A 12146-nucleotide genomic window follows, 5' to 3' on the forward strand; every position below is an offset into this window, starting at 1 on the left:
GCTGCAGGGCGCCGCGGATGTCGGCGACCCGCTCGTTGCCGTGGTCGGAGAGGATGTCGGACACCCAGCTGACCACCGTTTCGGCGGGGTTCTCCGGCAGCTCGACGAAGTCGTGCGCATTGGCGTACTCGGCGGCGGCGATGCCCGCGCGCCGGCCGAACACGTTGATGTCCAGCAGCGAGTTGGTGCCCAGGCGGTTGGCCCCGTGCACCGACACGCAGGCGCATTCGCCGGCGGCATACAGGCCCGGCACGGTGTTGGTGTTGTCGCGCAGCACCTGGCCGGTGACGGTGGTCGGGATCCCGCCCATCACGTAGTGGCAGGTCGGGTAGACCGGCACCAGCTCCTTGACCGGGTCCACACCCAGGTAGGTGCGGGCGAACTCGGTGATGTCGGGCAGCTTCTCCTCGAGCACGTCCTCGCCGAGGTGACGCACGTCGATGTAGACGTAGTCCTTGTTGGGACCGGCGCCGCGTCCCTCGAGCACCTCGAGCACCATCGAGCGGGCCACGATGTCGCGCGGGGCCAGGTCGACGATCGTCGGGGCGTAGCGCTCCATGAACCGCTCACCGTCGGCGTTGAGCAGTCGGCCGCCCTCGCCGCGCACGGCTTCGGAGATCAGGATGCCCAGGCCGGCCAGGCCGGTCGGGTGGAACTGGTGGAATTCCATGTCCTCCAGCGGCAGCCCCTTGCGGAACACGATGCCCAGGCCGTCGCCGGTCAGGGTGTGGGCGTTGGAGGTGGTCTTGTACATCCGGCCGGAGCCGCCGGTGGCGAACACGATGGCCTTGGCGTGGAAGACGTGGATGTCGCCGGTGGCCAGCTCGTAGGCGACGATGCCGGTCGCCACCGGACCCGACGGGGTCTCGGTGAGCACCAGGTCCAGCGCGTAGAACTCGTTGAAGAACTCCACGCCGTGCTTGACGCAGTTTTGGTACAGGGTCTGCAGGATCATGTGGCCGGTCCGGTCGGCGGCGTAGCACGCGCGACGCACCGGGGCCTTGCCGTGATCACGGGTGTGCCCGCCGAAGCGGCGCTGGTCGATGCGGCCCTCGGGGGTCCGGGAGAACGGCATGCCCATGTTCTCCAGGTCCAGCACCGCGTCGATGGCCTCCTTGGCCATGATCTCCACCGCGTCCTGGTCGGCCAGGTAGTCACCGCCCTTGACGGTGTCGAAGGCGTGCCACTCCCAGTTGTCGTCCTCGACATTGGCCAGCGCCGCGCACATGCCGCCCTGCGCCGCGCCGGTATGGCTGCGCGTGGGGTAGAGCTTGGTCAGCACCGCGGTGCGGGCCCGCGGGGCCGCCTCGACGGCCGCGCGCATCCCGGCGCCGCCGGCGCCGACGATCACCACGTCGTAACGATGTTCTTGAATCACCGCGATATCACCCGTTCGCTACCGAATCTGCCGTCAAGAAATGTTCGCGTCGAAGGTCAGCAGCACGTAGCTGCCCAGTGCCAGCGTGAAGACGATCGACACGGCCAGCAGCGTCATCAGCCAGAACCGGCTGCGGGAGCTGCGGGTGTAGTCGCCGATGATCGTGCGCAGGCCGTTGCCGCCGTGCAGTTCGGCCAGCCACAACAGGCTCAGGTCCCAGATCTGCCAGAACGGCGAGCTCCAGCGCTCGGCAACGTAGTTGAAGTCGATGCGGTACACGCCGTTGTCCCACATCAGCATGATGAACAGATGCCCGAGCACCAGGAAGATCAAGACGGCACCGGAGAACCGCATGAACAGCCAGGTGTACTTCTCGAAGTTGGGCATCCCGCTGTGCCGCCGGGGTGCGCGCGGGTCGCCGAGGCTGGCCGGGCGGTCGCGGTCGGGGCCGAGAACCGGGGCTATCGGGCCCCTGCTGCGCGGCAGGTCAGTGGTGCTCATAGGAATCGCTCCGCCATGTGCATGCCGATGCGGACAACCACCGGAACCATCACCACCAGCCAGATGACGCCTACCGCCACCAGCATCTGGCGGTGCCAGCGGGTGCCCTGCCACCAGAAGTCGATCAGGATCAGCCGGATCCCGTTGAGGCCATGAAACAGCACCGCGGCAACCAGTCCCAGCTCCATCAGGCCGACGAGCGGGGTCTTGTAGGTCGCGATCACCTCGCTGTAGGCCTGCGGGCTCACCCGCACCAGCGCCGTGTCGAGGACGTGGACGAACAGGAAGAAGAAAATGGTCGCACCGGTGATCCGGTGCAGCGCGAACGCCCACATACCGGGGTCGCCCTTGTACAGACTCTGCCGGCGGTGCCGCGTCGCACCGGTCCGCGTTCCCGGCGTCGCCGCATCGGCGGATGTCGCCGTCATCAGCGCCTCCAAATTTTCTGCGGCGGGCCCGCTGCGCCCGGCTTCGCCGGCGTGCGTTCGCTCCACCACGCTATCGCTTCAACAAACCTCGGGTGGGACTCTAAACCCATCCACAGCCCCGAAACGACCACGCGAAAGTTACTGACGGGTAGTAAGAGGCTGAGGCTAGGCTGATTTTGCCTCGTTGTCGCCGGGTCAAGGCGGCGATGCGGCGCGCTCAGACCGACAGGAGAGCTGGTGAATGTCCCAAAAAATTGACTGGGATATGTTGCGGCGCAGTGCAATAGAGGTTTCGGCGCGCGCCTATGCGCCGTACTCGGGCCTGCGGGTGGGTGCCGCCGGTCTGGCCGGCGACGGCCGGGTGGTCAGCGGCTGCAATGTGGAAAATGTCTCATATGGGCTGGGTCTCTGTGCGGAGTGCGCGGTGGTCTGCGGCCTCGTCAGCAGCGGTGGCGGACCCCTGTTGGCGCTGTCGTGTTGCGATGCCGACGGGAACCTGCTGATGCCCTGCGGCCGGTGCCGTCAGGTGCTGCTCGAACACGGTGGACCCCAGTTGCTCGTCGACCACCCGGCGGGGGCCCGGACGCTGGCCGAACTGCTGCCGGACGCCTTCGGGCCCGATGCACTGCCATGAGCATCGCTGCGCCCTTCGACGCCCCGACGCTGATCGCCTGCAAGCGTGACGGTCATCGGCTGCCCGACGCCGGGATCGACTGGCTGATCTCCGGCTACACCGCCGGGGTGGTCGCCGAAGAGCAGATGTCGGCGTTGCTGATGGCGATCTATCTGCGCGGGATGGACGAGCGCGAGAACGCCCGGTGGACTCAGGCGGTGCTGGCCTCCGGCGAGCGACTGGACTTCTCCGCCGTCCCACGTCCCACCGTCGGCAAGCATTCGACCGGCGGGGTCGGCGACAAGATCACCCTGCCGCTGATCGCCGCCGTCGCCGCCTGCGGTGCGGCCGTCCCGAGCGCCTCGGGCCGTGGGCTGGGTCACACCGGCGGAACCCTGGACAAGATGGAGTCCATCGCCGGGTTCAGCGCGGCGCTGTCGGGCGCCCGGGTGCGCGACCAACTGTCCGAGATCGGCGCGGCGATCTTCTCCGCCGGTCAGCTGGCCCCCGCCGACGTCAAGCTCTACGCGCTGCGCGACATCACCGGCACCGTCGAATCACTGCCGTTGGTCGCCGCCTCGGTGATGAGCAAGAAGCTCGCCGAGGGGACGGACGCGCTGGTGCTCGACGTCAAAGTCGGTTCGGGGGCGTTCATGAAGAACCTCGACGACGCGCGCGAGCTGGCCCGGCGGATGGTGGCGCTGGGCACCGCGCAGGGCGTCGCCACCCGAGCCCTGATCACCGACATGGGGGTGCCGCTGGGGTGCACGGTCGGCAACTCGATCGAGGTGACCGAGGCCCTGGAGGTGCTGGCCGGCGGCGGCCCGCCCGACGTGGTGGCGCTGACGGTGCGGTTGGCCCACGAGATGCTGGCGCTGGCCGGAATCGATGACGCCGACCCCGCGCAGGCGCTGCGCGACGGGACCGCGATGGACCGATTCACCGCGATGGTGCTGGCTCAGGGCGGGGATCTGAGCCAGCCGCTGCCGCTGGGGTCGTGCACCGAGACCGTGACCGCCGACCGGGGTGGATTCATGGGCGATATCGATGCCATGGCGGTGGCTCAGGCGGCCTGGCGCCTGGGTGCGGGCCGGTCCAGGCCGGGGGAGCGGGTGCAGCACGGGGCGGGGGTCCGCATCCACCGCCGGCCGGGCGAACCGGTGGCGGCCGGCCAGCCGCTGTTCACCCTCTACACCGACACCCCCGAGCGAACCGGCGCCGCGCTGGCCGCGCTCGACGGCGGATTCGCCATCGGCGACACACCGCCGCTCCCGCGCCCGCTGATCATCGAGACCAGCCCATGATGAACCCATGACCACACCGGTGAACCTGGAGACCATCCGGGCAGTTCCGAAGGCGCTGCTGCACGACCATCTGGACGGCGGGTTGCGGCCCGCCACCGTCGTCGACATCGCCGGGCAGGTCGGCTACGACGACCTGCCCGCGACCGACCCCGATGAGTTGGCGACCTGGTTCCGGACGCGCTCGCACAGCGGTTCGCTGGAGCGCTATCTCGAGCCGTTCAGCCACACCGTCGCTGTGATGCAGACCCCCGAGGCGCTGCATCGCGTGGCCGCCGAGTGTGTGGCGGATCTGGCCGCCGACGCCGTCGTCTACGCCGAGGTGCGCTTCGCCCCGGAGCTGCACATCGAGGGGGGACTGTCCTTCGACGAGGTGACCGATGCGGTGCTGGCCGGTTTCGCCGACGGTGAGCGCGAGGCCGCGGCGGCCGGCCGGCCGATCACGGTGCGCTGCCTGGTCACCGCGATGCGTCACGCCGCACTGTCGCGGGAGATCGCCGAGCTGGCCATCCGGTTCCGCGACAAAGGGGTGGTCGGATTCGACATCGCCGGCGCCGAGGCCGGCTATCCGCCCAGCCGGCACCTGGACGCTTTCGAGTACATGCGTGATCACAACGCCCGCTTCACCATTCACGCCGGTGAGGCGTTCGGGCTGCCCTCCATCCACGAGGCGATCGCGTTCTGCGGCGCCGACCGGCTGGGCCACGGCGTGCGGATCACCGACGACATCACCGTCGGCCCCGACGGCACCCTGCACTTGGGTCGGCTGGCGGCGATCCTGCGGGACAAGCGGATCCCGCTCGAGTTGTGCCCGAGTTCCAACGTGCAGACCGGAGCGGTCGACAGCATCGCCGAGCACCCGTTCGACCTGCTGGCCCGTGCCCGGTTGCGAGTCACGGTCAACACCGACAACCGGCTGATGAGCGATACCACCATGAGCAAGGAGATGCTGGTGCTGGCCGAGACGTTCGGCTATGGCTGGGCTGATCTGCAGCGGTTCACCGTCAACGCGATGAAGTCGGCGTTCATCCCGTTCGATCAGCGGGTGCAGATCATCGAAGAGGGGATCAAACCGCGATACGCCGCCCTGATCGGCTGACGCGAACGCCGAAGGCCGGGCAATCGCGATGCGATCACCCGGCCTTCGGTCAGCGGATCAGTGCTCGGTGACGGTGGCCTCGGGGTCGCCTTCCTTCCAGGTGACGATGCCGTGCTCGAAGGTGGTCTGCTTGGTCCCGTCCGCGGTGGTGGTCTCATCGCTGGTCGGGTAGCCGAGCTTGCCCTGCGAGCCGCCCAACTCGTTCCACTTGTCGCGGATCTTGCCCCACACCACATAGGCGCGGGTGGTGTGAACGATCACTCCGCCGTCGAACTGCTGGTAGACGCCGCCGTCCGGGTTCTTCTGCTCGGCGCCGGTGGGTGCTCCCAGGGCCTCCTTGGCGGCCGCGTCCAGGGAGTCCCACTTGGCCAGGATCGGACCGGCGACGGTGTACTCCTTGCCGTCGGCACCGGTGATGACCGTCGAGGTGGGTGCGGCGCTCTCCTCCGCCGGCGTGCTGACCGCCGAGGAGATCACCGAGCTGGCCGAAGACGCGATCGAACTGGCCGAGCTCAGGGCTTCATTGGTCTTGTCCTTGGTGGTGCTGTTGCAACCCGTGCCGATCAGCGCGACCCCCAATACTGCTGCGGATACTGCTGCGGCCCGCTGTGTCGCCTTGCGCATGTGTAGTCCTTTCGAATTGGAAGGCCCCCGCTAACCGCACGGCGCGGCCCGTTAGTTACCGGGCCAGATGTTAGTCGCGAATCTGACATCTCGGCAACGAAATGGAGCAAATAATTGCCGTAATTGCGGTGAATTTCCGCGGCACGTCGCATGGCGTCCCGCGCCGGCGTTCCGGCCGCCCGCCTGGCGGGGGGCGGCACCGGGCGGCAAAGCGCTATTCGCGGCGCAGGCGCGATTGTACGAACGCTTCGAGCTGTTCCCATTCCTTCACGGCGGGAGCGAACGGGCGTTGCGGCTCGTTGACCGATTCCCGGTCGAGCACGTAGCTGACCATCCGGCCCAGCGGACGATCCGGTTTGAGGGTTTCGGCGACCACACCGTCCTCGGCGTAGGTGCCCACATCCTGCAGAAACTCGACGGCCAAATCGAGTTGCTCGCGGTCCAGCGCGTCCGGCCCGTCGGTGATGTCGTCGGAGATCCCGGACAGGACGTAGACGTTGTCGTCGGTGATGTCGATCGACAGCGAGCCGTCGTTGGCCGCGGTCCGGATGTCGTCGTAGGTACTCAGATCCGACAGGTCGTGGTCGTGTTCGTCGGCCAGATAGCGGGCCAGGGCGCGCTCGGAACCGAAGACGCTGATCCGGCCGTTGCGGCCCAGGAAGACCGGCTGGTCCCCGAGGTAGCAGCGCAGGGTGAAGAACGTCCCGTTGTCGGTGATGACCCGAATGGGGTCGATCCCGACCTTGGTCCAGAAGTCCGCGTCGCCGCCGAGCACCACCCGGTCGCCGGCGGCTCGCTCGCCGCTGCCGGCGGTCGTTTCAGCGTCCTCGGCGTCCTCGGTGTCCTGGGCCTCGGTCTCCTCGACGACCGGCTCCGGCTCGGCGGGTGCCTCGGCGGCCAGCTCCTCGGCCGCCCGCGACGCCGCGGCGGCGTCGACGTCGGGCGTGGTGATGATCTCTTCGACGGCGGCCAGGACATTGCCCCAGTTGCGGCCGATGACTTCGGCGATCAGCGCCCAGCGCTTGCGGCCGGCCCGGCCGGTGAAGTTGTCGACACCGCCGGCCAGCCAGCCCAGGTTGGGGTTGCCGTTGAAGAACTTCGTCACCGCCGGCAGGTCGCACACCGACCCGATCGCCGAGACGATCTCCAGCGCGCCGGCCAGTTCCTGAACGGACTGCTCAGTGGGCTTCTGGGTCAGCAGCTCCTCGACCGCGATCAGGTCGTACTGCTGGTCGGGGCCCGGGTCGAGTTTGTGGGCGTTGGCCCGGACAAGCTGCGGCCAGCTGGGGTGGTCGTAGAGGTCGTTGTTGGCGTTGATCCGGACGAACGCCGTCAGGTCGGCCACCGTGGCGAAGCCGTACAGGTCTTCGCCCTTGCCCAGGAAGGCCTGCCACTCGTCCCCGGAGTCGCGCCAGCTCGGCGCCCACAGGGTGTAGCGGTCACCAGCGGTCACCGCCAGGCGGATCGGAACGAGGTCAGCTGCCATGGCGCACAGAATAACGATGCATGGTCGGGCGCCTGGAGCCGGGATTAGCGCCGCCATCGCCGGCGTGACGCCGCGCGGCGCAGGGGAAAAACGCGAGTGCGGTGACAGCGAACCGGGCAACCGACCGAACGGCGGGGGCGACCCGGCGGCTCGCCTGCCGGAGCGCCGTCGCCGGCGGGCGCGGCGCGGCTCGGCGCAGCAAACAACCAGACGATGTCGGTGATTTACGCCGCCGGCCTTTCGCTCAAGGTCAAGCTGAATTCCACCTAATAGATTAATGTGTTCATCGCCGGTGGAAACAAAAGATCACCGGCGCATAAATTCAAGAGATTGGGAGGCCTGCGGTGACCGGAAAGCGCGTTGAGCCACTGGGAGTCATGGTGGCAGCGCTGTGCGCCCTCGTCCTGGCGTTGGCGTCCCTGCTGGCGCCGACGGCGGCCACCCGGCTGGAGAGGATGTTCGCCGACGTCGCGCTGCTGGCCGGGCAGGGCTGGATCATGACCGGCACGGGTCAGGCCGACCCGACGATCGGCAACTACATGGACGTGGTGCGGGACTACTACCTGCAGCCAGCGACGCCGTGGTTCACCGGGCAGGCCACCTACCCGGGCTACACGCTCAACGGCCTGATCACCCCGGAGCAGTTCTGCCCGATCGTCTGCCAGCCGTTGCCGGTGCCGCGGTTGAACTTCGCGGACTCGCTGGCGCACGGCGTGGCCAACCTCGAAGACGCGATCCGCCCGCAGCTCGCCGCCGGTGACGAGGTCACGGTGTTCGGTTTCTCGCAGAGTTCGGTGGTCGCCACCCTGGCGATGCACAATCTGATCGCTGAGGCGCCCGGTGGGCAATATGACCCGGACAACCTGCACTTCGTGCTGATCGGGGCCCCGAACAACCCGATCGGCGGCATGTTGACCCGCCTGTCCTTCCCGGACGGGTTCGACGGGAACATGCAGCACATTCCGTTCCTGGGCATCCCGGTGGGCATCGAGTCCACCCCGACGGTTCCGTTCGCAACGGACGTCTACAGCACCGAATACGACGGCTGGGCCGTCTTCCCGCAGAATCCACTCAACCTGCTGGCCGTGATCAACGCGTTGGTGGGGATCCCGGCGGTGCACAACGCCTACTTCGACGACAACCTGGCCAACGTCATCGACCTCGGCTCGATCGGCAACACCAACTACTTCATGCTGCCCGAGCAGCTGCCCATCCTCGGGCCGCTCTACGCCCTCGGTGACGTCGGCAAGCTGGTCGGCGACGCGCTGGCGCCGATACTCAAGACCGTCATCGACTGGGGCTACGGCAACCCCGGTGCCCCGGACGCCGGCATCACCGTGAACGGCCTGGACCCGATCGGCGCGGCCGGAGCATGGGCGGTCACCGCAACCGGTCAGCTGTCCGAGGACACCGGCGCCATCGGCTTCATGTTGCGGATGGACCCGCTGCAGATGTTGGCCGGGCTGCAATACGCCGGCGTGCAGAGCCTGACCAACACCGTCAACAACCTGCTCGACTTCGCCGGGTTGGCTCCGTTGTCGCAGTCGATCGTCGACACGCTGCTGGCCGGCTACAACCTCACCATCGAACTGGACCAAGAGCTGCTGACCGGTTGGTACAACCTGGCCGACGAGTGGAACCTGCTGGATGTGCTCGGACCCGATGCCATCTTCAACGGGGCACCGCTGATCTCCGCCCAGCCGCTGCTGGACGTGCTCGGCGTGGGCTTCAGCCTGCTCAACCTTCTCGACATCTCGCTGTGACGCCGCGCCAGCGGCCGCCGGGAGCGACGCTGCTCACGGCGGCCGTGCTGGGCGCAGCCTGCGGGCTGGTCGCGGTGGGCTCCGCCCCACCGCATCGGCACGCTCTCACGTTGCTGGCCGGGGAAGGCTGGATCATGGGTCCGACCAGCATCCCCGACCCCACGGTTGGCGGGTATCTGGAGTCGGTCAAAGCCCTTTACCTGCAACCGGATCCGCCACGGTTCCCCGACCAGCAGGCGTTTCCCGACTACCACTTCGAGGGTCTGGTCACCCCCGAGCAGTTCTGTCCGCTGGTGTGCCTGCCGCCGCCGAACCCCTACCTGACCTTCGCGGACTCGGTTGCACGCGGCGTCGAGCTCCTGCACGCCACTCTCGAGCCGCAACTGAGCGACGGTTCTGCTGTCACGGTGTTCGGCTATTCGCAGAGCGCCACCATCTCCACCCAGGAGATGATCAACCTGCTCGCGACAGGACCCGGTGTTGACCCGGCCAACCTGCACTTCGTGCTGATCGGCAACCCCAACAATCCGCTCGGCGGCGTGTTGACCCGCTTTCCGGCGTACCCGGTGCTGGGCGACCAGCCGGTGCGGCTGCCGTTTCTGGGTATCCCGCTGAGTATCGGACCCACCCCGACCAGTGGATTCGACACCGACAGCTATACCGGACAGTACGACGGACTGGCCAACTTCCCGCAGGATCCCACCAACCTGCTAGCCATGGCCAACGCGTTGATCGGCACCGCCACGGTGCATTTCTCCTACCTCGACTTCGACCTGGCCGACACCATCGACCTCGGCAGGATCGGCGACACCGACTTCTACGTGATTCCCCAGCAGCTGCCGATCCTGTGGCCGATCTACCAGCTCGGTGATGCCGGCACGGTTATCGGCGACGCACTGGCACCGATGCTGAAGCTGATCATCGACTGGGGCTACGGCAATCCCGGCAACCCCTTCGTCGGCGTCAACGGAACCGACGCCATCGGGCCCTGGGCCGTCACGGCCAGCGGACAGCTGGCCGACGGCTCCGATGTGGCCGGACTTGTGATGCGCATGGACCCGCTGCAGATGCTGGCCGGCCTGCAGTACGCCGCGGTGCACAGCGTCGTCGACCCGATCAACGACCTGCTGGGCTTCGCCGGGCACTCCCCACTACCGGACTCCGTCGTGGATGCGCTGCTGACCGGGTATTACCTCACCAACGAGGTGGATGCCTATCTGCTCGATGCATGGCGCGAGTTGTCTGTGTCGCTGAACGTAGCCGACTGGCTGGGCCCGGATGCGGTCTTCAACGGCGAGCCGTTGATCTCGCTGGCGCCGATGCTGGAGATCGGCGCGGTGGCCTTCGAGATCCTCAACCTCCTGGGCGCATGACAGTAGGGTGCCAGGCGTGAATATCTGCGTGGTCGAACACCCGTTGGCCGCGGTGCGATTGACCACGCTGCGCGACGAGGGCAGCGACAACGCGAAGTTCCGTTGCGCGCTGCGTGAACTGACCTGGATGCTGGTCTATGAGGCCACCCGCGACATGGCGCGCGCGGACGTCGCGGTGCGCACCCCACTGACCGAGACCGTGGGAGCGCGGCTGGCCCGGCCGCCGCTGCTGGTGCCGGTGCTGCGTGCCGGGCTGGGCATGGTGGAGGCGGCGCACGCGCTGATCCCCGAAGCCGACGTCGGTTTCGTCGGCGTGGCGCGCGACGAGGACACCCACCTCGCGGTGCCGTACCTGGCCTCGCTGCCAGGCGATCTGAGTGCCACACCGGTCGTGGTCCTCGATCCCATGTTGGCCACGGGCGGCTCGCTGGTGCACACGCTGGGACTGCTGGCAGACCGCGGCGCCACCGACATCACCGTGGTCTGCGTGGTGGCCGCACCGCAGGGTGTTGCGGCACTGACCCAGGCGGCACCGGCGGCGCGGCTGATCACCGCGGCCATCGACGACGGCCTGAACGAGAACGCCTATATCGTTCCGGGTCTGGGCGATGCCGGCGACCGCCAGTTCGGGCCGCGGTGAGATCCCTACCGTCACACTGGTAACCGGCGGGCGGGTAGGTGGTTGTTGCCCGCCTTTGAGCGACAAATGTTCTTGCGGTGGTGGATGTTGGTGGATTGAGCCTTCCCAACATCCGTTGTCGCTCAAAGGCGGGCAGACATCACATCCCGTCGGGCTGGTGGCAGTTGAGGCGGGTGTGACGGGTAGTGACGAAGCGGCCGAAGGGGCCCCATGCTGCGCTACCAGGAACGGACCGCATCGGCGACGGCCGCACACACCCGCCGCGCCTCGGCGCGGTCGCCGGCGAGGTCATCCGACGGCGGGCGCGTGACCTCGAGGTAACTCTTGAGCTTCGGCTCGGTTCCCGATGGCCGCACCACCACCCGTACCGAAGTGCCGTCGCGTTCGCCGGAGAACTCCAACGCGTCCGTGACGGGTCCGCGCCGGTGCCGCAGATCGGTTGCGGTGACGGTGAATCCGGCCAGCTGGGCCGGTGGGGCGCCGCGTAGCCGGGCGATCACCGCAGCTGCCGCGGCGGGACTGTCGACTCGGCGCGTCACCGCGTCGGTGACATGCACACCGTGGTGGCAGGCCAACTCGTCGAGCGCTTCGGGAATCGAGCTGCCCCGGTCTCGCAATGCCGACACCAGATCGCACGCCAGGACCGCGGCACTGATGCCGTCCTTGTCGCGCACCGCGTCCGGGTCGACGCAGTAGCCGATCGCTTCTTCGTAGGCGTAGACCAGCGTGGTGCCGGGCAGACCGGCTGAGGGCATGTCGGCCCGTGCCAGCCACTTGAACCCGGTCAGCGTCTCGACATGGTGGGCGCCGTAGCGCGCTGCGATGCGGGCCAGCATCCGCGACGACACCACGCTGCTGGCCACCACCGCTGTGGCTGCCCCATCAGGGGGAAGCTGTGACAGCAGGTAGTCGCCCAAGAGCCTGTCTCTTATACACATCT

The 12146-nt window shown here is 67.9% G+C and carries 11 protein-coding genes and 1 pseudogene; 6 read left to right on the top strand and 6 right to left on the bottom strand.

Features of this window, described 5'->3' with window-relative positions:
• From sdhA to sdhC, 3 genes are all read right to left on the bottom strand, one after another.
• The coding region (gene sdhA / locus LI92_RS16365) for a succinate dehydrogenase flavoprotein subunit (RefSeq protein ID WP_046320642.1) at positions 1 to 1378 on the bottom strand (1378 nt) is incomplete at its 3' end.
• Between the two features lie 33 nt (positions 1379 to 1411).
• Positions 1412 to 1879, bottom strand: a complete 468-nt coding sequence (locus LI92_RS16370; protein ID WP_046320644.1) for a succinate dehydrogenase hydrophobic membrane anchor subunit — start codon at positions 1877 to 1879, stop codon at positions 1412 to 1414.
• Positions 1876 to 2310, bottom strand: a complete 435-nt coding sequence (gene sdhC, locus LI92_RS16375; protein WP_407663170.1) for a succinate dehydrogenase, cytochrome b556 subunit — start codon at positions 2308 to 2310, stop codon at positions 1876 to 1878. Before sdhC ends, LI92_RS16370 begins: the two co-directional genes overlap by 4 nt.
• 238 nt (positions 2311 to 2548) lie before the next feature.
• On the opposite strand from sdhC, the gene LI92_RS16380 reads away from it, so the two are divergent.
• Genes LI92_RS16380 through LI92_RS16390 form a run of 3 tightly spaced genes read left to right on the top strand, consistent with a single transcriptional unit; the run spans position 2549 to position 5320 of the window.
• Entirely contained in the window at positions 2549 to 2941 is a 393-nt protein-coding gene (locus LI92_RS16380) for a cytidine deaminase (RefSeq protein ID WP_046320646.1), read from the top strand.
• The gene (locus tag LI92_RS16385) at positions 2938 to 4224 is read left to right on the top strand and encodes a thymidine phosphorylase (protein WP_046320649.1); all 1287 of its coding nucleotides are present in this window, start codon (positions 2938 to 2940) and stop codon (positions 4222 to 4224) included. The genes LI92_RS16380 and LI92_RS16385 overlap by 4 nt, the downstream gene beginning before the upstream one ends.
• Before the next feature lie 7 nt (positions 4225 to 4231).
• Positions 4232 to 5320 (top strand): adenosine deaminase, encoded by a 1089-nt coding sequence (locus LI92_RS16390; RefSeq protein ID WP_046320650.1) that lies wholly within the window; start codon positions 4232 to 4234, stop codon positions 5318 to 5320.
• A 57-nt stretch (positions 5321 to 5377) separates the two neighbouring features.
• Here the strand turns inward: LI92_RS16390 and LI92_RS23805 are convergent, their stop codons facing one another.
• Both LI92_RS23805 and satS read right to left on the bottom strand, forming a co-directional pair.
• Entirely contained in the window at positions 5378 to 5944 is a 567-nt protein-coding gene (locus tag LI92_RS23805; protein WP_192830071.1) for an LGFP repeat-containing protein, read from the bottom strand.
• A gap of 214 nt (positions 5945 to 6158) precedes the next feature.
• Complete coding sequence (gene satS, locus LI92_RS16400) at positions 6159 to 7430, bottom strand: protein export chaperone SatS (protein ID WP_046320652.1); 1272 nt, start codon at positions 7428 to 7430, stop codon at positions 6159 to 6161.
• 344 nt (positions 7431 to 7774) lie between these two features.
• On the opposite strand from satS, the gene LI92_RS16405 reads away from it, so the two are divergent.
• The 3 genes from LI92_RS16405 to upp are packed head-to-tail and all read left to right on the top strand — an operon-like array spanning position 7775 to position 11206.
• Positions 7775 to 9193 carry a PE-PPE domain-containing protein gene (locus tag LI92_RS16405; RefSeq protein ID WP_286135148.1) on the top strand — a complete coding sequence of 473 codons (1419 nt, stop codon included), beginning with the start codon at positions 7775 to 7777 and terminating at the stop codon, positions 9191 to 9193.
• Complete coding sequence (locus tag LI92_RS16410; RefSeq protein ID WP_052740822.1) at positions 9190 to 10566, top strand: PE-PPE domain-containing protein; 1377 nt, start codon at positions 9190 to 9192, stop codon at positions 10564 to 10566. Before LI92_RS16405 ends, LI92_RS16410 begins: the two co-directional genes overlap by 4 nt.
• A 16-nt stretch (positions 10567 to 10582) precedes the next feature.
• Positions 10583 to 11206: a uracil phosphoribosyltransferase gene (gene upp / locus LI92_RS16415; protein WP_046320655.1), complete on the top strand. Its 624-nt coding sequence runs from the start codon at positions 10583 to 10585 to the stop codon at positions 11204 to 11206.
• A gap of 218 nt (positions 11207 to 11424) precedes the next feature.
• Here upp and LI92_RS16420 read toward each other — a convergent pair.
• Positions 11425 to 12146 (bottom strand): annotated as a pseudogene (locus LI92_RS16420) (phospho-sugar mutase); the annotation flags it as partial.

It is taken from the genome of Mycobacterium sp. UM_Kg1, from assembly GCF_000972925.1.
Lineage (GTDB): Bacteria > Actinomycetota > Actinomycetes > Mycobacteriales > Mycobacteriaceae > Mycobacterium > Mycobacterium hiberniae.

Excerpts from the sequence above, each read along its gene's own strand:
- LI92_RS16370 (WP_046320644.1), bottom strand. The coding sequence starts at position 1,879 with ATGAGCACCACTGACCTGCCGCGCAGCAGGGGCCCGATAGCCCCGGTT.
- LI92_RS16380 (WP_046320646.1), top strand. The coding sequence starts at position 2,549 with ATGTCCCAAAAAATTGACTGGGATATGTTGCGGCGCAGTGCAATAGAG.
- LI92_RS16385 (WP_046320649.1), top strand. The coding sequence starts at position 2,938 with ATGAGCATCGCTGCGCCCTTCGACGCCCCGACGCTGATCGCCTGCAAG.
- LI92_RS16390 (WP_046320650.1), top strand. The coding sequence starts at position 4,232 with ATGACCACACCGGTGAACCTGGAGACCATCCGGGCAGTTCCGAAGGCG.
- LI92_RS23805 (WP_192830071.1), bottom strand. The coding sequence starts at position 5,944 with ATGCGCAAGGCGACACAGCGGGCCGCAGCAGTATCCGCAGCAGTATTG.
- satS (WP_046320652.1), bottom strand. The coding sequence starts at position 7,430 with ATGGCAGCTGACCTCGTTCCGATCCGCCTGGCGGTGACCGCTGGTGAC.